The organism is Halomonas sp. GT, assembly GCF_002082565.1.
Lineage (GTDB): Bacteria > Pseudomonadota > Gammaproteobacteria > Pseudomonadales > Halomonadaceae > Vreelandella.
This window is the reverse complement of record NZ_CP020562.1, coordinates 3,833,808-3,855,851: the sequence shown is the minus strand read 5'-3', so window position 1 is coordinate 3,855,851 and position 22,044 is coordinate 3,833,808. Positions and strand designations below refer to the sequence as shown.

The following is a 22,044-nucleotide window of genomic DNA, read 5'->3' as shown; positions in this document are numbered from 1 at the left end:
AGACCGGGCCGGAAAGTTAAACGCATGACACATCTGATGTCTGTTCAGGGTCGTTAGCAGCTTTTATACCTAGTTCCCTACTAAACTTAACCTAGCACAAGCTGGCTAAGTGGGCTGAGGCCCATGAGAATAAGTTTCAACGATTCCCTTTTCCTTCAGTTCGGGCTGGATGGGGTACAAACACGTACTTCGCTGAGATCCTTGTGGGCTAGGCCGTGGAACAGTTAGCTGCCACTGCACCTTCAACGCTTGGCAGCACCCGAGTGATTTATGTCTCATCTTGGATACTCTGTTTTTAGTGATACTATTCTGGGTATTTGCATCTTGTTATTTGCGTTCCACGCATAAGGGTGGCCGAGCAATGTTGGGATTCCTGCAGGGATTTTCCTATGGTCTTTTTATGACCTGCCTGCCCTGGCTGTTGGTAGGGCTCTTCAATCCTGGCTTGGCAGTTCCGGTGGCAGCGCCTGGTCGGCTGCATGTTGTTTTGCGCTATTGCCTGACAGTGCCTTTCATCAGCATGTTGCTGTGGCTGACCTCGCTGTGGGGCGGTTTCAGCCCAAGCCTGCTGGGGTGGCTGGCGGGGATTGTCGCCATCCCGGTGGCACTGCCCATTGAGCGAACCCTGAGAGGCTGGCTGGCTCGCCGTCGCGCGCGTCGTCAGCAGGCCGAGATGACCGCCAAAGCGCAACAGCGCCGTGCTCAACAAGCGCGCAATGCCCATGAAGCAGGCGTGTTGGTGCTCGACCCAACTGCGCCGCCCGAGGGAGCCGATGATTTGGTAATGGCAATGTGCCACGCTAAACAGCGCTTGCTCGACGTTCAGCGTCCTGATCTGGCGATCCTGGCTGACCGCCTCTATAGCCGTTACCACCATGTGATGGAGGTGCTTAGTGGCCGATTTCAACGTGGTGAGCTGGCTTTTGAGCGCTCGCAAGGCTTGGTCGCGCAGGTATGTCTTGGTTCGGTAGATACGCTGACCACCATGGCCTCTCAGGCGCGCAGCGTGGTGAGTGTGGACGGTAATTACGTTCGCGACCGCCTGACACGAGAAAGCCAGCGATTGAGTACGCAAGAACGGGCTGCCTTGATGCGGCGTCTGGATCTGCTCGGCGAGACTGAAAAGCGGCTTCAGGAGCTCTCGGCTCAGGTGGAGTCGGCGTTGACCGTGCTCGACGACACGGCCGTTTCCATGGCGCGTATCGAAACCGCACGCCCTCAGGCATCGGTCACCACAGAGAAAGCACTGGATGACTTGCGCCATTTCGTCGAAGGCGCGGGTCGCTATGCGCGTAAAGATTAATTCGATAGCGTGCTGCCATACGGTTTCTAGGAACGGTTTTTAGGAACGGTTTCAAGAACGATTTTCAAGGACAGTGGAGATGCCAATGACTCAGCCATCTGATGACACAGGTCGCCTTTCCTTACCGCCAGTCGAGGAGATTGCTGACGCAGTTACCTCCGATGATCCCGGTGCTGATCCTGAACTTGAGGCCATGGCTGAGCGCTTTGTCACGGAAATTCTGGCTGAAGGTGACGAAGCATCGGTGGTTAACCAGCGTCGTGCCGTGGACGAGATGGGGCTTGAACTGCAGCAGCAAGCAGCCCATCGCAGTGCCATGCTACAGACGCCACTGCGACAGCTGGCGCATCAAGGCGACGAAGGCGGGCCAGTCGCCAAGGCACTATCTGATCTGCGTGGTCGCATGGAAGGGCTTGACCCTGCCCGCCATCGTCTGGCACCGAGTGCCCTGGATCGTGTGATGGCGATTATTCCTGGCCTCGACAGCCGCCTGCAGCGCTACTTTCGCAAGTTTGAGAATGCTCAGCAGGCGCTGGATGCGATCATCGACGAGTTAGAGAGCGGTCGCGACATGTTGCATCGTGACAACCTCACTTTGAACGACGACCAGCAAGCGCTGAGGGACATTTTGTCCCAATTGAACCGCCAGGTTACGCTGGGTCGCCTGATTGACCGTCGCTTGAAAGATGACATCGACACGCGCGCTGTCGATGATCCGCGGCGTCACTTTCTTGAGGAGGAACTGCTCTTTCCCCTCCGTCAGCGCATCGTCGATCTTCAGCAGCAACTGGCTGTTAGCCAGCAAGGCGTACTGGCGCTGGAAGTCATCATTCGCAACAACCGGGAGTTGATGCGTGGGGTGGACAGGGCCATTAACGTCACCGTCTCGGCGCTCACCGTTGCGGTCACCGTGGCGATGGGCATGGCTAATCAGCGCCTAGTGCTGGATCGCATTGAAGCCCTCAATACCACGACCTCGCAGATGATTGGTGGAACCGCCAAGGCGCTGCGTCAGCAGGGCGTGGATATCCAGAAGCGTGCTTCTTCGGCGATGCTCGATATGCAAATGCTGGAAGACGCTTTTGGTGAGGTGATGGGCGCTATTGATGATCTCTCGACCTATCGCCAAGAAGCGCTGCCGCGGCTGGATGAGCAGATTGACCGCTTGGCGGCCTTGTCCAAGCAGGGCAGCGCCTCCATCGAGCGCCTCCGTGAAGGGAGTGAATCGCACCTGCAGGACGGCCGAAAAGGCGGTTGATCGCGCTGTATGATCTATTTCTCCGGCCGTAACTCCTTCGGGCTGGGTGGCGTACCGACGCGTACTTCGCTGAGGTCCTCATGGGCTAAGCTGCGGAACAGTGAGAACATCATGGCGAACACCAGGATAAACATCGGTAAGCCAACCACGGTAATCACTTCTTGCAAGGCGGTAAGCCCAGCATCCCCCGCCAGCACGATAAGCATGGCTGCCAGCATACCCTCAGAGACACCCCAAAATACCCGCTGATGCCAAGGGCCCGGGTCGGAACTGCCGGTACACAGCATATCGACGACTAGAGAAGCGGAGTCTGATGAGGTGGCAAAGAAGATGGCGACGATGACCACTGCTAAGCCCTGAATCAAAGTGGCGGCTGGGAAGTTTTCAAAAAACGCGAACATAGCGAGGGGGATGCTTTCGCCGACGGCAGCGGACAATGTGCCGGCTTGAGCCCCCATGGCTGCGCGGGCCTCAGCGCCAATCCCATCGATTTCCATTGCAGACCAGCCAAAGATCGCAAACCAAACCAGCGTGAAAATGGAGGGCGCGAACAGCACCCCAAGAACAAACTCGCGGATGGTTCGCCCACGGGAAATGCGCGCGACGAAGATGCCGATAAAGGGCGACCAGGTGACTGTCCAGGCCCAATAGAAGACAGTCCAGCTGCCTTGCCATCCCCAGCCGCTGCCGTCATTGCTGGTATATCTGGCCAGCGTGTCATTCCAGAACGCCATGGGCAACAGGTTCGATATATAGAGGCCGAAGGTCTCGACAACAGCACGCAGCAGGAAAACGGTGGATCCGGTAAACAGCACAAATATCAGCAGGCCGATGGCCATGCCGATATTAATATTGGAAAGCCGTTTCACGCCGGCATCCAGCCCCGCGACGATCGACCCCACGGCGACAGTCGTTAGAACGGCGATGATGATGACTTTCGTCATTACTGCATCTGGTACGCCAAACAGTTCTGTTAGCCCCGCATTGATTTGCTGGGTACCTAGGCCAATCGAAACTGCCACACCAAACAGGGTGCCTAGAATGGCAAAGATATCGAGGGTTTTGCCAACAGGGCCGTAAATGCGCTCGCCTATCAGCGGGTAAAAAACCGAACTGAAGCGCATTGGCAGGTTGTAACGATAGATGAAGTACGCAAAGGCCAGCCCCGGCATGGCGAAAATTGACCAGGTATGCAGCCCTAGATGGTAGATTGAAAAACTCATGGCATCGTCGGCGGCGTCCACCGAGAAGGGCTCAACATCCGGCCGCGGGGGCGTTGCAAAGTGGGAGATGGGCTCGGCCACGCCCCAAAACATCAGCACTGTGCCGATACCGCCAGCAAACAGCATAGTGAACCAGGAAATATTGGTATAGGCCGGCTTTGCATCATTGCCACCCAGGCGGATCGCCCCATAACGGCTAAGCGCTATCCACAGTAGGAACGCTACCCAGCTCGTCACCCCTAAAATAAAGAACCAGCCAAGGTTAGTAACGATCCACTGCCGCCCTGCGCCGAAAGCTTCACCTATTGCGTCTGGCGCAATCAATAGCGCCATCAGGAAAATGATCATGATCCCTGCGGACGTGAAAAAAATGACGGGATCTGTCTTGAGGCCCAGCTTCCTCGCAAGTGCATCCATCGCTACGTCTCCCTGTGTTGTTATGCTTGGTCGTTAAGGCGGTCGTCTTTAAAACTGGTCTTTAAAACTGGCCTTTAAAACAACGTAGGAGTTATTCGCTGATCATGCCAAGCGCATCTGCTAATCAGAAGTAGCCTAATGAGCCGGTGGATGGCTTGAAGGGAAAAGGTAGGAATCGTTTTTCTTGGTAGATAATAGTTAATTCAGCTGTATCTGCTGGTTTTTTAGGTCATGGGCGAGAGTCTTACGCTATTCACCCAGGCGCTAGCGATGCCTCCGTCATGGGAGTGCTCACGCCTGGGTGATAAGCTCTTAGGCCTAATAACTCAACCGTTGAGGCAACATCACTGTGAGCAGAAAGTTTTGGCTGCGTGCCTTGGTTCTGGCATCTTTAGTGGTGCTGAGCCTTGTAGGGTTGTGGTGGTTATGGCATTGGCAATACAACCACGCCCAAGCGGATGCCCAACGCCACGCTAACAATCGCCTAGCGCTCTATACCAGTAGCCTTCAAGGCGCGCTTGAGCGTTTTACCTATTTACCTGGCTTACTGGCTCAGCAGCCCTTGGTCCAAGCTGCCCTACGCGAACCCCGTGATCTATTTTTATCTCCAGTTAATCAGCATCTGGCAGAGGTCGCTGAGCGTTCGGGCGCCGACACCATTTTTTTGATGAATGAGCAAGGTGTCACTCTGGCCAGCAGCAACTATGAACTCGAGCAAAGTTTCATTGGCCACGATTATCACTTCCGCCCCTATTTTTTCGATGCCATGCAGGACGGTAGCGGTGAATTTTTTGCGATAGGTGACACAACCGGGCAGCCGGGTTATTTCACCTCGTATGTCGTCACGCTTGGCGACGACACTGTTTCTGCGGGTGTCCTGGTGGTTAAAGTTTCACTGGAAGCACTTCAAGAGGATTGGCGTCGAGCACAAGAGAACGTCATTTTGTCGGATGCCAATGGCGTTGTGATACTTTCCAGCCGCGAGCAGTGGCGGTTTCAACACATTGATGGGCTTTCTGATGAGGCACTGGCGCAGATTAATGCCCAGCGCCAATTTCTTGATAAACCGCTCTCCCCACTCGGCCAGCGCCTGCGTGATGATACGCTGGTAATAGGCAACCAAGGGCAAGGGGGAGGCGAGCGTTTTCTGGTTGCTTCCTTGCCGCTTTCTACTCTGGGTTGGTCGATGCATTATCTAAGCCCGGTGCGACCGCTTTACACCAGTGCTCGCAACATACTCCTGGCGGGCTTAGTCACACTTTCCGCGCTTTTATTGTTTGGCTTGTGGCTACGTGAACGCCAAAAACGCCAGCACATGCGCGATGCCCAGGCGAAAATCATCCAGCAAACCAATATTCGCCTGGAAGAGCGTGTCCAGGAACGCACCCAGGCCTTAGAGGATGCGCAAGCTGAACTGGTCCAAGCGGGTAAATTGGCCGCCTTGGGTACCATGGCGGCAGGCATTGCCCATGAGCTTAATCAACCTCTTTCAGGCATACGTACTTATGCTGCCAACGGTGAGCGGTTGTTGGCGCTTGGCCGCCAGGAGATGGCGGGCGACAACTTTCAACGTATTCAGGTGTTGAGCAAACGTCTTGCTCGGTTAATCGAGCAGCTCAAGCTCTTTGCTCGCAAGGGCGAGAGCCGTGAGAGTGTGGATCTTCCGGCTAGCCTGAACTTTGTACTAGAACTACTGGAGGAGCGTTTCCAGCAGCAAAAAGTGCGTTTGGAGCGTGACGGTGATTGGCAGCAGTCCCTATGGGTACGTGGCGATGACGTTCGTCTTGAGCAGTTGCTCACCAACCTGCTGCGTAATGCGCTGGATGCCCTGAACGACATATCCAATGGCGTCATTCGTCTTCATGTTGAGGTAACTACGGAGCAAGTGCAGCTGACGATCCATGACAATGGCCCTGGCTTGCCTCAAGAAGTGATTGAGCAGATGTTTGATCCATTCTTTACGACTAAACCGGTTGGGGAAGGCTTAGGGCTGGGGTTGTTTATCAGCTACGGCATTGCTCAGGATCTTGGCGGTAAGCTCAGCGCGGGCAATCATTCCACTAGAGGCGCTTGGTTTCGTCTGGCATTACCGCATGGTGAGGAACCTTCATGACGCACGCATCTTCTAGCACCTTATCTCGACTACCCGCTGCTTCTCTGCCCGTCTGGCTGGTGGAAGATGAAGCCGATGTTCGTGACTCTCTTAGCCAATGGTTGGAGGTGTCGGGATTAGAAGTTCGCACGTTCTCGCGCGCTCTTAAGGCGCTGAGTGCACTTCAAGGCGGCCAGCCGTGCGGTGTTATCGTCAGCGATATCAAAATGCCCGAGATGGATGGCTTGGCCTTGTTCGGTGCCGTGCAAGAACTCGATACGCCGCCCCCGGTGATTTTGATCACAGGTCACGGCGATGTTCCCATGGCGGTCGCCGCGATTCAGCAAGGAGCTTGGGACTTTGTGCAAAAGCCCTTCGATCCTGAACGCCTTGAAGAGTGTGTGCGGCGGGCGCTAGAGCACCGTGCGCTGGCGCTGGAAAACCTACAATTACAGCAGGCGTTACGGCATAACTTTTTGAGTACGCGCCTGCTCGGTGACTCTGCGCTGATGCAGGCGCTACGGCGCCAAGTGGAAAACCTAGCCGCAAGTCGCGCTAACGTGGTCATTAATGGGGAAACGGGCAGTGGTAAGGAAGTCGTGGCCCGCGCCTTGCACGACTTTGGCACCGGTAGCCAAGGCGCTTTTGTGGCGTTGAACTGTGGTGCGATGAACAGTGAGCTAATCGAATCAGAGCTTTTCGGGCATGAAAAAGGCGCCTTTACCGGTGCGGGAGAACGGCGCATAGGTCGGCTAGAAACCGCCAGTCACGGCACGCTCTTTTTGGATGAAATAGAGTCACTACCACTGTCTGCCCAGGTCAAGTTGCTGCGCGCACTTCAGGAAGGCGAAATTACTCGGCTAGGTAGCAACCAAGTCATTCACCTAACGCTTCGGGTCGTGGTGGCCAGTAAAGAGAACTTGCTGGAATTGGTTTCGAAGGGGGATTTTCGTGAGGATCTTTATTATCGTTTAGCGATTGCTGAGCTGGCGATACCCCCCTTGCGTGAGCGCCGCGAAGACATTCCCTTACTGTTTCGCCACTTCTGCCATCAAGCCGCTGATGTTCACGAAAGGCCACTACGCGAACCCACCACAGAACTGCTGACGGCTCTCAGTCAGCGTCGTTGGCCGGGCAACCTCCGGGAGCTGCGTAATATCGCCACCCGCTATATTCTTGGGCTGGATCTGCCTTGGGAAAGTTCGCCTATGCCGACACATCAAGCGTCTGCGCTTTCGGTGCGTATGGAAGCATTTGAGGCTACCGTCTTGAAAGAAGCGCTACAGCGCCATAATGGCAATATTCAAGCGGTGCTCGACGAACTCGATCTGCCTCGCCGTACGCTCAATCAGAAAATGCAGCGCCACCAGTTACGCCGCGAAGACTTTCTCGCACCCTAATTTTAGGGGCGATGCATCGGCCATTTTTTGCCGATGAGGGTAAAAAGCATCGGCGAAAAATAGCCGACAGCCGAGCCATCATCTTCGCCTTTTGTCGAATAAGAAAAAAGCTAACCAATTGATTTTCATTGCTTTGGTTAAAGTTGGCTGGCTTCTCGCTCTATTGGGAAGGGAGTAATGATTACTTCAACAATTCCAATAAGCTGGGAGCAACACCATGCTGAAACGCCAATTTCTTAAAACCGCTCTTTGTCTCGTCACCGCCGCTGCATTAGGCGTCAGTGCCTCCGCCGTTACCGCCCAGGAGGCCCCCAAAAGCGGCCAGTACATCATGGGCACCGCCACTACCGGTGGCACGTTCTATCCAGTAGGCGTTGCGCTTTCCACGCTGATACGGGTCAAGCTTGAACCTACCCACGGTATTTCCGTTTCCGCGATTAGCTCTGCGGGTTCTGCGGAAAACTTGCGCCTGATGGATGATGATCAAGCCCAGTTCGGTATTCTTCAAGCGCTCTATGGCGCCTGGGCATGGTCTGGCGAGGGGCCAGTGCCCAAAGCCTATGACAATGTACGCTCAGTCTCCATGTTGTGGCAGAACGTTGAGCACTTCGTGATGCGCAATGCCCTTGTTGATACTGGCACTATCGATGACTTGGCACAGCTAGACGGCCGCGGTTTCTCTATCGGTGCGCGTAATTCCGGTACCGAAGGCTCTGGTCGGCAAATTCTAGCGGGTTTGGATATTGATCCAGAACAGATGGATATCGCTTACCTGGGTTACAGTGCCAGCGCTGACTCTATGCAGAACGGCAATATTGACGGCATGAATATACCCGCAGGAGTTCCGGCTTCTGCGGTGACCAGTGCCTATGCCAATATGGGTGATGACATTACCACCCTGAACGTGACCGCTGAGCAACTTGAGCGCATTAACCGCCAATATCCAGTGTGGAACGCTTTTGATATCCCTGCCGACACTTATCCTGGTCAGGACGCCCCGATCAACACCATTGCTCAGCCCAACATTCTGGTGGTTAACGCCGATGTTCCAGAAGAGCATGTGTATCAGATCACCAAGGCAATGTTCGAGAACCTACCGTTTCTAAATAATATTCATCCTGCAACGCGTGATATGGCACTGGAAAAAGCCCTCGACGGCCTGCCGATGCCTCTGCATACCGGCGCCGCGCGCTATTTCCAGGAACAAGGCATAGAAATTCCTGAGCATCTTCTCGAAGGCTGATGGCCTATCGTCCTGCATCTGCCTAGCGTAAGCCGGGCAGACCATCTCGATGCCACGCCGATGCCATCCCTATGCCGTTCTTAGTTTCATGAGGTACACCATGAGCCATTCGACACCTGATTCGGTGCGCGATGAATCTGCAAGCAGCGCTTCAGAGCGCCTTGAGCACCCCTGGCTTGGGCGGATTCTGAGCCTGCTCGCCATCGTCGTTGCTTTCTCGCATATCTATTTCAACACCCTGGGTACTGTCTCAGAGATTTGGGTTAGTGCATTACACTTCGGTATGTTCGGCCTGTTGTGCGCGCTTTCCGTACCGATGTTCAAAGCGCGCTCTGCAACTGGTCAGCGCCTGTTACTTGCAGTTGACGTATGCCTTGGTTTAGCTGCCCTAGGCTGTGCGTTCTATTTAATTGGCTTTGAGGATGCGCTTTATGCCCGTGGGGTACGCTTTTCCCTGGCTGACTGGATCGTGTCGATTACCGCTTTGGCGTTGGTACTAGAATTTGCCCGCCGGACTACCGGCTGGTTTATCCCGCTGCTATGTATCATTGCGCTGACGTACGTTGCCTGGTGGGGGCGCTATGTCGGCGGGGTGTTCAATTTCCCCGGACTGAACTGGGAAACTGTTCTGTTTCGCAGCTTCCTCGGCGGTGACGGCATGCTGGGCTCGATTGCGCGGATTTCCTGGTCTTACGTTTTCATGTTTATTCTCTTTGGTGCCTTCCTGGTTCGTTCGGGCGCTGGAGAGTTCATCATCGAGCTGGCACGTTGTGCCGCCGGTCGCTTTGTTGGTGGCCCGGGGTTTGTAGCGGTATTCGCTTCAGGACTTATGGGGTCAGTGTCTGGCTCCAGCGTAGCCAATACAGTTTCCACCGGTGTGATTACTATTCCCTTAATGCGTAAGGCAGGCTTTCCACCACGTTTTGCGGCTGGCGTTGAAGCCGCTGCTTCAACCGGGGGCCAGCTTATGCCTCCCGTTATGGGGGCGGGGGCTTTTATCATGGCCTCTTACACCCAGGTCTCATATCTCACCATCATCGGCGTCGCTGCGCTTCCTGCACTGCTGTACTTCCTTTCGGTGGCCATGTTCGTGCGCATCGAAGCCAAGCGTAGCGGTACTCATCAGGTAGAAACGGAACAAGCTCCAAAACTGATGGATGTATTGAAGGGCGGTTGGCACTACCTGTTGCCACTTGCGGTGCTGGTCATCGCCCTTATCAATGGCTTCACTCCCACCTACGCTGCCGGTATCGCTATCGTGTCAGTGGTAGTGGCGTCCTGGTTATCACGTTCACCCATGAAGCTCCAGGCAATCATCGACGCTTTGGTACTGGGCACCCGCAACATGATTTCCACCGCTATTTTACTGCTAACGGTGGGTTTGATCGTCAATGTGGTGTCGACGACCGGCATTGGTAACATCTTTTCGTTGATGATCTCAGACTGGGCAGGTGGCAGTCTGTTAATCACCATCGTGTTGATCGCGCTGGCCTCTCTTGTACTGGGTATGGGCCTACCGGTGACGGCCGCTTATATCGTACTGGGCACGCTATCGGCACCTGCGTTGTATGGCCTGATGGCAGAAAGCCAGCTGTTAGAGCTGATGATGGCCGGTGATTTGCCTGAGCAGGCGCGTGCGATCTTTATGCTTGCTGCGCCAGATGCTCTAGACGCGCTGAATGCGCCGATGGACGCCGCCAGTGCTCAACAGCTATTGGCAGTGGTGCCGGATGATTTCCGTTCACAGCTTTACGAACAAGCGCTTTCGCCGCACACGATATCGATGATGCTGGTGGCCGCACACATGGTGATTTTCTGGCTCTCCCAGGACTCCAATGTGACTCCACCAGTATGCCTTACCGCCTTCGCTGCGGCGGCTATCGCGAAAACACCGCCTATGCGTACCGGTTTTACTGCCTGGAAAATCGCCAAGGGGCTCTACATTATTCCCTTGCTGTTTGTGTGGTCGCCAATGATCACCGGGACGCCGACCGAGATGTTGGTCGTGTTTGCCTTCGCGTTATTCGGTATTTACGCCATTATCGCAGGGCTGGAAGGTTATCTGGAAAGCGAGTTGCCCTGGTGGCTGCGCCTAGCCATGTTCCCCATTGGTGCTTTAATGCTGTGGCCTCACGGAAACTTGCTACTGGACTTCTTGGGCTTGGCACTGTTTCTGATGACGCTGGTGTGGAGTGCCAGACGTGACCGCCAGATGGTTCATGCGACGGCCTGACGCTAGGCGAGCATAAAGAGGGCAGCCCTCTTATAAATAGCGCTCAAATAAATGCCGCCATCAAAAGATGGCGGCATTTAAATGCAATGTCTTAATCAACGTGGGTGATGGGTTGTCGGTCGGGGTCAATATGCCAAGGCAGGCCGAGGCGCGTGTTGCGCTCCAACTCAGCAATGACCTGAGCGCCTAGTAATAAAATGATAGCGCCGACTTCCAAGCTGAGCAGCACAATGACCAGCGTTGCTAGGGAGCCGTAAACGGCGTTGACGAACGAGAGGTGGGTGAAATAGTAAACCAGGAGCAGCCGCACGCCTTCCCATAGCAGTGCCGCGACGAAACCGCCGATGATCGCTCGGCGCAACGCGATACGCACGACCGGTAGCACCTTATAGATAGCGCTGAACAACAAGAAAACCCCGGCAAAACTGAATAAGTTGAGTACTGGTTCGGAGAAGCCCGCAAACGGTAGTTCTCGCTCAAAGAGCGCCATCATCAGTGTATTGAGCGAGCTGGCCAGGGTGACTACCAGCGTTAAGGCCAGCAACCCTGCCCCTAACACCAACATGAAAGCATAAGGCAGCATCACCGACACCCACACACTGCGCTTGATGTGGGGGCTTTCTGGCGCATGGAAGATAATCGCCAAGGCATCTTCAAGCATGCGAAAGGCAAAGGAGCTGAAGAGCAGCAGAATGGGTAAGCTAAGAATACCGATGACGTCGCGAGACTCCAGCAAGCCGCGAACGGCGTCCATCAAAACCTCGGCATGGGCCGGTGCGAGGTGGCGCGCTTGTACCGCAAGAACGTTGAGCAAATGCTGTTGATCCACTACTTGTGTTAACAGCACGACCAACACTGCAAATAGCGGCACGATGGAGAGCAAAATGTTGTAACCCACGCCACCGGCAAGCAGGATGCCGCGATTTTTCAGGAAATGACACACTACACGCCAAGCAAAATGCGCCAGCCGAGGTAGCAGGAGAAGTAAGGCATTGAGTACCGTTTGGTTGCGCCCCATCGCTTGCCGTTCTCCTTGTGCGCCAACGTTATGCCTTGGCGGTGTAATTGTTCATCGATAACAAGTGTCAGTGAATAGACTGACGCACAGGCCGGCAAAATGATAGGCAATGATCAGATTTGCGTCTATTCCTGGCACAAGGGCGCAGACCCGGCCAGCTCATTGCGGCAGCGTTCAAGCGCCTGGGCGATGTAACGCCCCGCCATGCGTTCAGAAACGCCAATGCGTTGGCCGATCTCGGCTTGGGTCAGCCCTTCAAGACGGTGCCAGGTCAACGCCTGGAGAAGCCGTGGTGGCAACGATGCCATGGCTCGCCGCAATTGGCGCTGGCACAGGGCGCTTTCGGTCGCCGTTTCTGGGCAAGAGTAGGGGCAGGCGAGGCAAAGATGAGGGTCATCGAGTGGCTGGTGGTCAATACGTGAGTAACAGCGGCGATGATGATCAATCATCAGGTTATTGGCGATGCGAAACAGATAGGCGCGTGGCTCTTCAAGGCCTTCGTTGCATGGCCGTTGGCTCAGGCGCAAGAACGCCTCCTGACAGAGATCATCGGCGAGGGCAGGACAGCGAAGCCGTTGTCGTAAATAGCCATTTAGATCACCGGCGTGCAATCGATAAAGTCGGGTGAGATCCAGGCGGTCAGTCATGGGAAAACGGTCATAGTGTCAGGGTCTCGAATGATGTTGGTGCTTGTAGGGCCCGCCCTTGCTGCGGGCCCGGTGGTGACAGCTCAGGTTAGCGCCATTGGTTGAGTTGCCTTGGCGTATGTGGTGGGCCGGAAAGCAGCAATGGGGTTGGCTAGGTTGCCGGCAAATTTGAGATTTTTTGCGGGGTCGGCCAAGTCGAGCATCTGCTGATGGTCGCTGAGCTGCAGCCTGTTTAAGCAGGAGAGGGTGAACGCAGGTGCGAACAGATCGTGCTGGTCGAATTTCTCTGCGAACTCAGGATGGTCCTGCTGGTAATCAACGACGCAGCGTGCAACTTGCTCCCAGAAGGCGTCTTCCGTTATGCCGCCTTGCTCGACAAGAATCCCCGCCATGAAACGTAGGAAACAATCAAACACATCGGTGAATATCGATAATATTTTGAGCGACTCGGGCATATCGAGGCGGATTCGCGAAATGGCCTCGGGCAGCTCCACCTCGGTATTCATGATGGCGATCTCTTCGGCAATGTCCTTCATGATGGCGCGTACCGGTACGCCGTCCTTGAGCTGTAAAATCAGGTTCTCACCGTGGGGCATGAAGACTAGGTCGTAGACGTAGAAGCAGTGCAGCAACGGGCGCAGATAAACTCTTAAGTAGCGACCCAGCCAGTCGGCAGTGGAAAGCCCGGAAATAGTGATCAGTTGCGGTAGCAGCGCGCGTTGATGTGCATCGACATGCAGCAAGGCGGCCATTGTCATCAGCTGATGACCTTCGCACTGGTAGCGCATGGGGCTCTCTCGCCAAAGGCAGGCCAGCATCTTCTTGTAGGCACTGCGGCTATCGAAGGCTGGCTCGATAGCATCGCGGCGAAAGCCGATTGCAGCCTCTTCGCGCAGAATCGTGAAGCTCTGGGCACGAAGCTCAGGGTCGCCGTCGACTAATGCCTTGATCCAGTCGTTAATGGTCGGTGTGGCGCGCATGTAATTGGGCGAGAGGCCGCGCATAAAGCCCATGTTGAGAATCGACAGTGCGGTCTTCACATAGCGCCGATTTGGCTGGCTCACGTTGAACCAAGTACGGATCGACTGCTGGGCCTGATACTGATCGTGGCCGTAGCCCAGGCAAACAATGCGGTTCCGCGCCACTTCAGCGGCGAAAGTGATGGCTAGCTTGTGAAACCACTGCCACGGGTGAGCGGGCATCAGCAGGTAGTCCGTGGGGTCGAGATGACGATCTTCCAGCCGTTGGTGAAAGTCATTCAATGTTGCTGTGCCGAGTTCCTCGCGTAGCAGTGTTTCGTAGTCTAGGCCCTCGATGACACTGAAATGAGCGTCTTCGCGATGTACTGCGAGCCATACCAGGGTGATGGGTGCTGCGGCCTCCGGGGCAAAGGCGTGGTAATCAACGGCATCAAAGCCCATGCGGCCATTATTAGCCACAAAGACAGGATGGCCCTCCGTCATGGCCGCCTCCAGCGTCTGGAAGTCGGCATCGGCCAACCCGTCGGCATCTGGGCGGTTGTCGTCGAGCTTGTAGGCGCCACCAAACAGGGTGCTGGCAATCTCTTCCAGGTAAACCGGCAGCATCTCATCGCTGATCCCCAGGGGCTGGCGGAATTCGAGGATGAAGTGCTGTGCGTCGATCTCGGCTGAGACGCCATCGATCCGCTTATCAAGAGAGTTGAGGTCGATCATCCAGTGATCCAGCGCCAGACGACGGGCGCGGAAGTGGTACTCGACCGCCGCGTTCGGGGCGGTCAGTCGGTAGTTGCCGTTGCCTTTGGTATCCACGTGCAGTGCCTCGGGGGCCAGCAGGCGCTCATGGGAGAACTCAGCAATCGCCTTGCGGGTCAGACAGCGGTTGGCCTGAGCCCAGTGGTCGGGGGTTAGGTGGGAAGTGACCCGTGTGGGGTCGGCGGCCAGTACCTGGGTGAGGCGCGGGTTTTCGCGGCTCACCGCCGAGGCGAACGCTTCGCGGTCGCAGAAGGCGAGGTGGGCGGTCTTCTCGGGCAGCTGCACTTCGCGTTCGTAAACAAAACCTACTCGGCGGTTGAGCGGATGTATCTTGCGGTTGTTGACGTCCGGCTCTACCACGATGCGCCGTGTAGCGGGGTCCTCAAACATAAAGGCCAGGATGGTGGTGATCACCTGGACGCTGAAGCCGGTCAGTGGCGTCTTGGTAGGCGCCACCAAGAAGTGCATGCCGCGGTCGCCCTCGGCCACATCATAGTGCTCACCGATAGGGTCGTGGCGCGGGTCGTAACACTCCACCAGAAAGGCAGGTTGATCGTTGAATAGTCCTAGGTAGCTCTGTGCTTGATTGCTTTCCTGCAGGTCGCGGTAGAAGGCAAGAACGCGCTCAGCCGAGTGGCCCTGCATTCCCCAGAAACTTGCTCGGGGTGCGGTAACCCAATCGTGTATCAGGGGCAGGTCCTCGGGTAGGTGCAGCGGGCGGAGGCTGAAGCAGCCTAGCCCCTGAGCGTGGCGGCTGTAGGTGATGCGTGTGGTCGGGGTTGGTTGAAAGAGATTCATGGTTAGGTCCTTGCAGAAACGGGATCAGTTGGCTGCGCTTGGTGGTTCGCCGGTGATCCGGCCAGCAGCAGACGATAGGCGAGGGCGCAGAGAGCGAAACCTAGCGCCGCGACGAAAAAGGGGCTGGCCAGGCCCTGGGTATCGACCAAGCGACCAGCGCCCCAGGAGGCGATGAGCACGCCGAGACCCTGGAAGATATGGATTTTGCTGAAGTCGCTGGCGTAGCGTGCTGGTGTGCTGAGCTGAAATAGGCGCACTTCTAGGCGCACAGAGACGCGGAACAGTGCCCAGCCGAATAGCAGCCGACCCGCGAGAATGGCGATAATGTCGCCACTGGCTTGGAGCAGCAGGCCCGTTAGGCCAATTGCGAGTGGCAGGACAATGGCCGCACCACTTGGGCGTCGGCCCAACAGGTCGAACGCCAGCAGTGCCACGGCAACGCCGCCGGGGATAGCGAAGACAGCGCCAGCTAGCGTCGCGCTTGGTTGGCCTGAGACTAGCGCCCAGTACTGGGCGAAAAAGGGGCGTGCCAGATAGGCGCTGAAGGTGAACAGCAGCATCACCACACCCAGGCGCAAAATAGCGCCGCTGGCGCTGGGAGAGGTTGGGGTGGCGGGCGCCGCGTGGGGCACTTGTCCGCGGCTGAGCAACAGCAGGCAAACCGCCACCTGGAGAATATCGCTCACCGCCATCAGCTGGAACACGCGAGCCGGGTGCCAGAGCTCCAGTACCAGGCCACCGACGATGGCACCAAGAATGCCGCCAGCATGTACCACCACTGAGAGCATGCCGATTAGGGTGGCGTGGCGGTCCTGGGGTTCAAAGTGCATGAGGTACGGGTAGACCAGTAGGTAGCTGGCTTTGGCCACCAGCATGGCCAGTGACAGCCCCCAGAAAAGCGGCAGTGAAGTGACCAGCGCGCAGGACAGGCTCAGACCGCCAGCGACGAGTTGGGTGCCCACCAGCAGCTGCAGAGTGCCGAACCGTCGGGCCAGCAATGCCCAGATGGGCAGTGCCAGCATCACCACCAGGCAGCTCATGGCCAGGTAGCCGCCGACGTGGGCGGGGTCGGTCACACCGAATCTATCGGCAAAGAACTGCGGGTAGAAGGGCAGTAGCATGGAGTCGCTGACCACCGCCACGGCAGTGACACTTACCAGCCAGGGCGTCGGTCTCATGCAGGCTCCGCGTCCATCGGTTCAAAGACAGCCTCGCTCGGAGCGCCGAAGTGCTGGTAGGCGATGCGCTTCTCGATGGGGTAGACCTCTCTACCGGTCAAGGCACGGATGATGCAGGCATTGCGATAGGGCCCCATGCCCAAATCCGGAGCCACCAGGCTGTGGGTGTGCAGTTCGGCGTTCTGCACGAAAAGTTCGCCGCGCCCGCCGTCGATGTCATAAAAACGGCCTACGGCGTAGCGTCCGGCGGTGTCGAAGGCAATGCGCGAGGTGATGGGCGTTAAGAAGTCCGGCATATGGTAGCGGTAGCCGGTGGCCATGATCAGCGCTGGGGTGCGGTGACGGTAGTGGCGCTGCTGCTCGGTGTGCCACAGGGTCAGGTCGTATTCGCCGCGCTCGGCATCATAGCGGCAGGTTTCTAGGTTGGTGTTGGTGAGCAGGTCAGAGTGAACCTCGCCGCCTAGCGCCTTGGCATAGCGCAGGTCGTAAATTGCATCAATCAGCTCCAGGTTGATGCCCTTGTAGAGGCTCTTTTGGCGCTGCATTAACCCGTTGCGGGTGGCTTCGGGCAGGGAATGGAAGTAATCGATGTAGTCCGGTGATGTCATCTCAAGGGTCAGTTTTCCATACTCCAGTGGGAAGAAGCGGGGCGAGCGAGTGATCCAGTCGAGGCGATAGTCGAAGCGGTCAATGTCAGCGAGCAAATCATGGTAGATCTCGGCGGCACTCTGGCCGCTGCCAATCAGGGTGATAGCCTCCTGGCGCTGCAACTCGGCCTTATGCTTTAAATACTCGCTGGAGTGCAGCGGGCGTGGGTCCACCTCTCGGCAGCCCTCTGGCAGATAAGGGCTAGTCCCAGTGCCAAGTACCAGACGCCGTGCCAGGTGGATGTGGGCTTTGCCGCTACGGGTATCGCAGCAGCTCACCCGGTAAATTCCCGTGAGCTCGTCATAATCGATGCGAGTCACCTCGGTGCCGAAGCGGATGCTGTCTAGTTGGGCGGCTGCCCACTGGCAGTAATGGTTGTACTCCTTACGCAGCAGGAAGACGTTCTCGCGGATGTAGAAGTTGTAGAGCTTACCCTGTTGTTTAAGGTAGTTGAGGACGCTGAAGCGACTGGTGGGGTCGGCCATGGTGACCAAATCTGACATGAAAGGCGTCTGCAGAGTGGCATCTTCAAGCAGCATGCCGGGATGCCAGTCGAAGCCGTCTTGGCGTTCTAGGAAGAGGCCATCAAGTTCATCAATTGGGTCGGTGAGGCAGGCTAGGCCAAGATTGAAGGGGCCAAGGCCAATGGCGATAAAGTCGTGGACAGTCTGTGTCATGGTCATATCTCGCTGGAATCAGGAAGCTACTGCGCGGGTTGGCGTCTGGGCATCGCACCATGCTTGGCCGTGGTGAGAGATACGCTCGATGATGGCCACCAGATCTTTCAGGCTGGTATCCGGGTTGAGTAGGGTGAACTTGAGGTAAAGCCGCCCTCCGACGCGAGTGGCGGCAATTACCGCTTCGCCGTTGCGGGACAGTGTCGAGCGCACGTGGGTGTTGAGCTCGTCTAGCTCTGTTTCGTGTCGTTCTGGTTCATGTCGTTCTGCTTCTTGCAGGCTCGCCGGGCGGTAGCGGAACACCACGGTGCTCATGGGAGGATCGAGCAGCACCTCGAAGTCTGGGTGGCGGACCAGCTCGTTGTAAGCCTCGCTAGCCAAGTCGATGACCCGCTCGAACATCTCGCCGAGCGCATCGGCGCCCATGATGCGCAGGGTCAGCCATGGCTTGAGGGCGTCAAAGCGCTTGGTCGTCTGCAGGCTCTTGTTGACCTGGTCAGGGGTGCCCGCCTCGGCTTGGCATTGCGGGTTAAGGTAGTCGGCGTGATAGGTCAGATAGCGCAGGTCGCTGCGACGCCTTACCAGGAACGCGCTGCAGCTCACTGGTTGAAAGAAGGTTTTGTGATAGTCGATAGTGACCGAGTCGGCGTGCTCGATGCCCGCTAAACGGTGACGGTAGCGTCGCGAGCACAGCAGCCCACCGCCGTAAGCGGCATCCACGTGCAGCCAGATACCATGCTCCCGGCAAAGTGCGGCGATCTCCTCAAGGGGGTCGATGCTGCCGAAGTCGGTGGTGCCAGCAGTGGCGACCACAGCGATGGGAATCAGGTTCATCGCCACGCACTCTTCTAGGCGCGTCTTGAGGGACTCGGGGCTCATACGGTAGTGGTCGTCGCAAGCCACCGGCATCACCGCCTGATAGCCAAGCCCAAGAATTGCCGCCGACTTCTGCAAGCTAAAGTGACTGACCTCCGAGCCGAGAATGCGCAGTCGCCGAAAGTCTGCCGACAGGCCCTCATGTTTATTGCCGCCGTGCCCCTCAAGAGATGCGCCGTAATGGTCTCGGGCGATCATCAACGCCATCAGGTTCGATTGGGTACCACCACTGGTGAAGACGCCGTCGGCGTCCTGGCCTAAGCCAATGCGGGCAGCGGTCCAGTCGATGAGCGACTGTTCGACGAAGGTGCCTCCGGCGCTCTGATCCCAGGTGTCCAGGGACGAGTTGATCGGTGAGAGAATCGCCTCGGCGAGGATGCCTGGTAGCACAACGGGGCAGTTGAGGTGTGCCACGTAGCGAGGATGGTGGAAGTAAACGGCGTCATCCAAATAGAGCCGTGACAACTCTTGCAGCGCAGGCTCTAGGCTGCCAAGCGGAGCGTCAAGATCGATGGCCTGGAACAATCCGCGCAGCTCTTCTGGGCGAGCGCCAGTGAAGGGGCGGTCTACTTGGGCGACCTTGCGCCTTACTAAGTCGATGCAACGAGTGGCCTGCTGCCAATAGGCTTCTGAATGGTCGGCATTGAACAGTTGGTTTGTTGCCAGCGGGGCGAATGCGCTGCTGAGGGACTTGCTCTCGTCTAGAACCTTTGTCGTCATGGTGTCATCTCGTTTATCCGTTGCGCTGCAAAGCAGCAGGTTCGCCGGTAGCTATTGATTGCGTCTCTTGCTGTGGCGCCGAGTGTTAGTAACGCCAGTAAATTTCATGAAATGATAATCATTACATTTTGTTCATAACACACGACGTATCAGCCGTCGCTTTCTGAACCGACAGGGGCAATTTTTTTGTAAGGTGGCGGGCATCAGCGTCTAACGAGGAAAAGGAGGGCAAATGAGTATCGCGATTTATAGGCGTCAGAAGACGCCTACTTGGTCATCGCGAGTAGGTGTTAATTGATAATTGCTAGAAAGAGGAGAAGTTTCTTAAAAGAGTTTAATTTAATATCAGCTTAACCAATGCATACATTACTTTCTAGATCTTCAAATACCGGTATTGCATCAAGTATATCAAAAGCCCCCGTTAAACAGTTGCCTGTTTTAATATCAAACGCTGCGCCATGGGCACTGCATAGCAAACGGCTTCTATCTGACGAAATGATACTGTCTGACCGGTAGTTTAATGGTAAATACTGGTGGGGGCAGGCATTAACGTAGCAATAAATGACACCATTTATGCGCGTTAAAATGACGGGGAAAGATTCATCGTTACTAATAACTTCTATGCAGTGTGCATTGCCTTCTTCTATAAGATGAGAAGGGCAAACAATAGCCCCCTCTTGGGGGGCATTTGCATAATTACGCCAAGCGTCTTGCACAGTGTTTCCTTTTCGTCAGCGCTAATTTTGTTATTTAGCGTTTTTGCTATTCTGCAGTACTTTGCAACACGCCTCGGTTAATTTGGTCCTCTTCGATGGATTCGAAAAGTGCTTTAAAATTGCCCTCTCCAAACCCATCATCGCCTTTACGCTGGATAAACTCGAAGAAGATCGGGCCAATCACTGTTTTTGAGAAAATCTGTAGCAAAATTCTGGTTTCGCCACCGCCCACGACACCTTCGCCATCAATCAAAATGCCGCGGTTACGAAGTTTATCGAGAGGCTCCTGGTGATCTTTTACGCGCTCAAGTGATTTTTCATAATAGATGCTCGGCGGGCCAGGCATGAATTCAAGCCCCGCGTCCGCGATTAAGTCAGTGCCGGTATAAATATCGTTCGTTGCAATGGCGATATGCTGAATACCTTCGCCGTTATACTCGCGCAAGTACTCTTCAATTTGACTGTGATCGTCGGCACTTTCGTTAATCGGGATGCGAATTTTACCATCGGGAGAGGTTAATGCGCGGCTGGTAAGACCGGTGACTTTACCGGTGATATCGAAGTAGCGTATTTCACGAAAGTTAAAGGTGTCGTGATAAAACTTATACCACGTGTCCATATTGCCGCGAATAACGTTATGAGTGAGGTGATCAAGATAGTAAAAACCAAACCCTTTAGGCTTAGGATCTTCCTCATCTAACCACTCAAACTCGCTTGAGTAGCAACTGCCTTTTTCGCCATACGTATCAATAAAGTAAAGCAGCGAACCGCCAATGCCAATAACGGCAGGTGCATCGATGGACTTATTGCCAGTGAACTCTTCAGCCCCTAAAGCAACGGCACGTTTTAGGGCATGCTGAGCATCAACAACACGCCAAGCCATTGCCGGTGCACAGGGGCCGTGCGCTTCAATAAACGCTGACGCATGGGAGTTAGGCTCGCTGTTAAGCAGGTAGTTGATGTCACCCTGGCGATAAACGGTGATTGATTTGTCACGATGCTTTGCAACGGGGACGAAGCCCATTTGCCTAAACAGGCTGTCTAATTTTTCCGGCTCAGGATGGGCAAATTCAACAAATTCAAAACCATCGGTGCCCGCTGGGTTTGCATCGCTTATGGTTACTTTTGGCGCGTCATGAGGAAAAGGGCCCATCGCTGTCTCTCCTATTATTGTCTTATAAGTGGACAAGTATTGTCTTGTAAGTGAACAAACTCAGTATAGGGAAGAGGCGGTGCAATTAGGTTGCAAACTAACCTAAGATAACGCCAAATAGCGCACAGCTTGTGCGCAACTGGAGTGTTATATGCACGGGATTTCTTTGGATCGATATGATCTTGCAATTTTATCAGTGTTACAAAAGAACTCGGCCCTCACTAACTCAGAGCTGGGAGAGCGCGTTAGTCTGTCTCCCTCTCAATGCTCCCGGCGCAAAGCGCGGTTAGAAGCCGAAGGGGTGATTAAGGGGTATTCGGCGAGGCTGGATGCCTCCAGTCTAGGGTTTGGCTTGCGTGCGATCACTCGCGTTAATCTCAAAGCGCATGGTGAAAGCATGGATGATGATTTTGTGACGTTACTGACGAAGCACGCCATGGTGCGTGAGGCCTATTCTGTATCGGGGGATGCAGATTATGTGTTGCACGTTATCGCCAAGGATCTCACCGAGTTTTCAGACTTTATTCACCATCATTTATTACCTCATCCTAATGTCACCCAGGTTCGCTCTGAAATCATACTGCGTAGTATGAAAGAAGAGCAGGGGCTGCCGGTGGGTGGTGGCTAGGCTGAGTCTGAAATCGCCGATTTTGCAGGTAACGCCTACCAGAGGCTCCTTAGGTAGCTGCTTTTTTATGCCGTGAGGGATCT

At 55.4% G+C, this 22,044-nt stretch carries 16 protein-coding genes; 7 read left to right on the top strand and 9 right to left on the bottom strand.

Translation table 11 applies throughout. The features are described 5' to 3' along the window. The first annotated feature begins 361 nt into the window (after nt 1-361). Together B6A39_RS17410 and B6A39_RS17405 are read left to right on the top strand one after the other, a co-directional pair. Nucleotides 362-1,303: a cobyrinic acid a,c-diamide synthase gene (locus B6A39_RS17410; protein WP_083007572.1), complete on the top strand. Its 942-nt coding sequence runs from the start codon at nt 362-364 to the stop codon at nt 1,301-1,303. A gap of 85 nt (nt 1,304-1,388) precedes the next feature. Next, nucleotides 1,389-2,561, top strand: a complete 1,173-nt coding sequence (locus B6A39_RS17405) for a toxic anion resistance protein (RefSeq protein ID WP_083007571.1) — start codon at nt 1,389-1,391, stop codon at nt 2,559-2,561. A 14-nt stretch (nt 2,562-2,575) separates the two neighbouring features. Here B6A39_RS17405 and B6A39_RS17400 read toward each other — a convergent pair whose 3' ends face one another. Further along, a complete protein-coding gene (locus B6A39_RS17400) occupies nt 2,576-4,201 on the bottom strand; it encodes a BCCT family transporter (RefSeq protein ID WP_083007570.1) in 1,626 nt (541 codons plus the stop codon). A 349-nt stretch (nt 4,202-4,550) separates the two neighbouring features. On the opposite strand from B6A39_RS17400, the gene B6A39_RS17395 reads away from it, so the two are divergent. The 4 genes from B6A39_RS17395 to B6A39_RS17380 all read left to right on the top strand — a co-directional run bounded on the left by B6A39_RS17395 (nt 4,551) and on the right by B6A39_RS17380 (nt 11,169). Further along, nucleotides 4,551-6,314: a sensor histidine kinase gene (locus B6A39_RS17395; protein ID WP_083007569.1), complete on the top strand. Its 1,764-nt coding sequence runs from the start codon at nt 4,551-4,553 to the stop codon at nt 6,312-6,314. After that, nucleotides 6,311-7,693 carry a sigma-54-dependent transcriptional regulator gene (locus B6A39_RS17390; RefSeq protein WP_083007568.1) on the top strand — a complete coding sequence of 461 codons (1,383 nt, stop codon included), beginning with the start codon at nt 6,311-6,313 and terminating at the stop codon, nt 7,691-7,693. Before B6A39_RS17395 ends, B6A39_RS17390 begins: the two co-directional genes overlap by 4 nt. A 217-nt stretch (nt 7,694-7,910) precedes the next feature. Continuing rightward, nucleotides 7,911-8,936: a TAXI family TRAP transporter solute-binding subunit gene (locus B6A39_RS17385; protein ID WP_083007567.1), complete on the top strand. Its 1,026-nt coding sequence runs from the start codon at nt 7,911-7,913 to the stop codon at nt 8,934-8,936. 100 nt (nt 8,937-9,036) lie between these two features. Continuing rightward, the gene (locus tag B6A39_RS17380; RefSeq protein WP_083007566.1) at nt 9,037-11,169 is read left to right on the top strand and encodes a TRAP transporter permease; all 2,133 of its coding nucleotides are present in this window, start codon (nt 9,037-9,039) and stop codon (nt 11,167-11,169) included. Nucleotides 11,170-11,260: 91 nt separating this feature from the next. On the opposite strand, the gene B6A39_RS17375 is transcribed toward B6A39_RS17380, so the two are convergent. From B6A39_RS17375 to hppD, 8 genes are all read right to left on the bottom strand, one after another. Next, nucleotides 11,261-12,187, bottom strand: a complete 927-nt coding sequence (locus tag B6A39_RS17375; RefSeq protein WP_083007565.1) for a YihY/virulence factor BrkB family protein — start codon at nt 12,185-12,187, stop codon at nt 11,261-11,263. Nucleotides 12,188-12,312: 125 nt separating this feature from the next. Continuing rightward, nucleotides 12,313-12,834 (bottom strand): RNA polymerase sigma factor, encoded by a 522-nt coding sequence (locus B6A39_RS17370; RefSeq protein WP_083007564.1) that lies wholly within the window; start codon nt 12,832-12,834, stop codon nt 12,313-12,315. Between the two features lie 83 nt (nt 12,835-12,917). Further along, entirely contained in the window at nt 12,918-15,365 is a 2,448-nt protein-coding gene (locus B6A39_RS17365; protein WP_083007563.1) for a GNAT family N-acetyltransferase, read from the bottom strand. A 2-nt stretch (nt 15,366-15,367) separates the two neighbouring features. Next, nucleotides 15,368-16,543 carry an MFS transporter gene (locus tag B6A39_RS17360; RefSeq protein WP_083007562.1) on the bottom strand — a complete coding sequence of 392 codons (1,176 nt, stop codon included), beginning with the start codon at nt 16,541-16,543 and terminating at the stop codon, nt 15,368-15,370. Then, nucleotides 16,540-17,868, bottom strand: a complete 1,329-nt coding sequence (locus tag B6A39_RS17355; RefSeq protein WP_083007561.1) for a lysine N(6)-hydroxylase/L-ornithine N(5)-oxygenase family protein — start codon at nt 17,866-17,868, stop codon at nt 16,540-16,542. The genes B6A39_RS17360 and B6A39_RS17355 overlap by 4 nt, the downstream gene beginning before the upstream one ends. 18 nt (nt 17,869-17,886) lie before the next feature. Continuing rightward, nucleotides 17,887-19,464 carry a pyridoxal phosphate-dependent decarboxylase family protein gene (locus tag B6A39_RS17350; protein ID WP_083007560.1) on the bottom strand — a complete coding sequence of 526 codons (1,578 nt, stop codon included), beginning with the start codon at nt 19,462-19,464 and terminating at the stop codon, nt 17,887-17,889. Between the two features lie 350 nt (nt 19,465-19,814). After that, nucleotides 19,815-20,180 carry a Rieske (2Fe-2S) protein gene (locus B6A39_RS17345; protein ID WP_083007559.1) on the bottom strand — a complete coding sequence of 122 codons (366 nt, stop codon included), beginning with the start codon at nt 20,178-20,180 and terminating at the stop codon, nt 19,815-19,817. 46 nt (nt 20,181-20,226) lie between these two features. Next, nucleotides 20,227-21,333 (bottom strand): 4-hydroxyphenylpyruvate dioxygenase, encoded by a 1,107-nt coding sequence (gene hppD / locus B6A39_RS17340; RefSeq protein ID WP_083007558.1) that lies wholly within the window; start codon nt 21,331-21,333, stop codon nt 20,227-20,229. Between the two features lie 151 nt (nt 21,334-21,484). On the opposite strand from hppD, the gene B6A39_RS17335 reads away from it, so the two are divergent. Continuing rightward, nucleotides 21,485-21,961 carry an Lrp/AsnC family transcriptional regulator gene (locus B6A39_RS17335; RefSeq protein ID WP_083007557.1) on the top strand — a complete coding sequence of 159 codons (477 nt, stop codon included), beginning with the start codon at nt 21,485-21,487 and terminating at the stop codon, nt 21,959-21,961. The last annotated feature ends 83 nt before the right edge of the window (nt 21,962-22,044 follow it).

Excerpts from the sequence above, each read along its gene's own strand:
- B6A39_RS17410 (WP_083007572.1), top strand. The coding sequence starts at position 362 with ATGTTGGGATTCCTGCAGGGATTTTCCTATGGTCTTTTTATGACCTGC.
- B6A39_RS17405 (WP_083007571.1), top strand. The coding sequence starts at position 1,389 with ATGACTCAGCCATCTGATGACACAGGTCGCCTTTCCTTACCGCCAGTC.
- B6A39_RS17400 (WP_083007570.1), bottom strand. The coding sequence starts at position 4,201 with ATGGATGCACTTGCGAGGAAGCTGGGCCTCAAGACAGATCCCGTCATT.
- B6A39_RS17390 (WP_083007568.1), top strand. The coding sequence starts at position 6,311 with ATGACGCACGCATCTTCTAGCACCTTATCTCGACTACCCGCTGCTTCT.
- B6A39_RS17385 (WP_083007567.1), top strand. The coding sequence starts at position 7,911 with ATGCTGAAACGCCAATTTCTTAAAACCGCTCTTTGTCTCGTCACCGCC.
- B6A39_RS17380 (WP_083007566.1), top strand. The coding sequence starts at position 9,037 with ATGAGCCATTCGACACCTGATTCGGTGCGCGATGAATCTGCAAGCAGC.
- B6A39_RS17375 (WP_083007565.1), bottom strand. The coding sequence starts at position 12,187 with ATGGGGCGCAACCAAACGGTACTCAATGCCTTACTTCTCCTGCTACCT.
- B6A39_RS17370 (WP_083007564.1), bottom strand. The coding sequence starts at position 12,834 with ATGACTGACCGCCTGGATCTCACCCGACTTTATCGATTGCACGCCGGT.
- B6A39_RS17365 (WP_083007563.1), bottom strand. The coding sequence starts at position 15,365 with ATGAATCTCTTTCAACCAACCCCGACCACACGCATCACCTACAGCCGC.
- B6A39_RS17360 (WP_083007562.1), bottom strand. The coding sequence starts at position 16,543 with ATGAGACCGACGCCCTGGCTGGTAAGTGTCACTGCCGTGGCGGTGGTC.
- B6A39_RS17355 (WP_083007561.1), bottom strand. The coding sequence starts at position 17,868 with ATGACACAGACTGTCCACGACTTTATCGCCATTGGCCTTGGCCCCTTC.
- B6A39_RS17350 (WP_083007560.1), bottom strand. The coding sequence starts at position 19,464 with ATGACGACAAAGGTTCTAGACGAGAGCAAGTCCCTCAGCAGCGCATTC.
- hppD (WP_083007558.1), bottom strand. The coding sequence starts at position 21,333 with ATGGGCCCTTTTCCTCATGACGCGCCAAAAGTAACCATAAGCGATGCA.
- B6A39_RS17335 (WP_083007557.1), top strand. The coding sequence starts at position 21,485 with ATGCACGGGATTTCTTTGGATCGATATGATCTTGCAATTTTATCAGTG.